General features: G+C 55.5%; 2 pseudogenes. One reads left to right on the plus strand and one right to left on the minus strand.

Annotation, left to right across the window (positions count from 1 at the left end):
* Window positions 1–351 (plus strand): annotated as a pseudogene (locus D3D02_RS18065) (ISH3 family transposase); the annotation flags it as partial.
* Window positions 352–490: 139 nt separating this feature from the next.
* On the opposite strand, the pseudogene D3D02_RS18070 reads toward D3D02_RS18065, so the two are convergent.
* Window positions 491–869 (minus strand): annotated as a pseudogene (locus D3D02_RS18070) (Tat (twin-arginine translocation) pathway signal sequence domain protein); the annotation flags it as partial.

The raw sequence follows: 869 nt of genomic DNA on the forward strand, positions 1-869 counted from the left end.
TACGCCGCTGACGCGCCGTTCATCAACTCACCACGAGACGCTCGATACCACTACGCGAAACGCTTCGGTATCGAGGGGAGCTACCGACTCTCCGAGCAAAGTATCGCGACGACCTCGACACAAAATCCGGTCGTACGGCTGCTGTACGTCGTGGTGAGCTTGCTGTTACAGAACGTGTGGCGGTATTTGCACTGGGAGTACGTGGCGACGCCCCGCCGTGGGGGGCGTCGCCTCTGGCAGTGGCCATTCAAGGAGTTCATCAACATGATCCGACGGGCAGCGTGGACGGCCCTCGCGACGCGTCGGGCCGTCCCCGCGAACCGGCCACCGGACGACCGGTTCCACCGGTAACTCCCGACCGGGCTAGCCAACGGTGGGAGTGGCGACGCTGTCGCGTCGGCGGCAGCCGCCGCCGACAGCGACGGCTCTCCGCCGATCCGTCCATGATTCTCTCGTCGAAACCGCCAGTCCAACCGCTCCGCCACAGAACTCAGGCTTCAGAAACAGCTAGCCGAGGATGCTTTGTGAGGTACTGATACTTCGTTTTGTCACATTCTGGAGATTGGGCGTCATCATTCAGATCGTAAAGATCTACAGATGAGAATGTGGTTTGTCCAGGCAACTTGGCACAATCTTGGTCTTGTGTGTAATTATTCGCTTCCAAAGTAAGCGTAGCCTTGTCGAATGTCCTATCATCATAATTTGGCGAATAGAGATAGGTATACTCACCAGTAGTCTTATTGATTATATCAATATACCACTCGCCGTTGTCTTGTTGTACAATTGCTCCAGATAGCTCGTCTCCAACATCAACGGTAATTGGGGTGCTGTGCTCACCAGTATTGTTATCTTCTACCCACCAAGCAGCA

Origin of the sequence: Halobellus sp. Atlit-38R, from assembly GCF_003665925.1 — an archaeon.
Classification (GTDB): domain Archaea; phylum Halobacteriota; class Halobacteria; order Halobacteriales; family Haloferacaceae; genus Haloquadratum; species Haloquadratum inordinatus.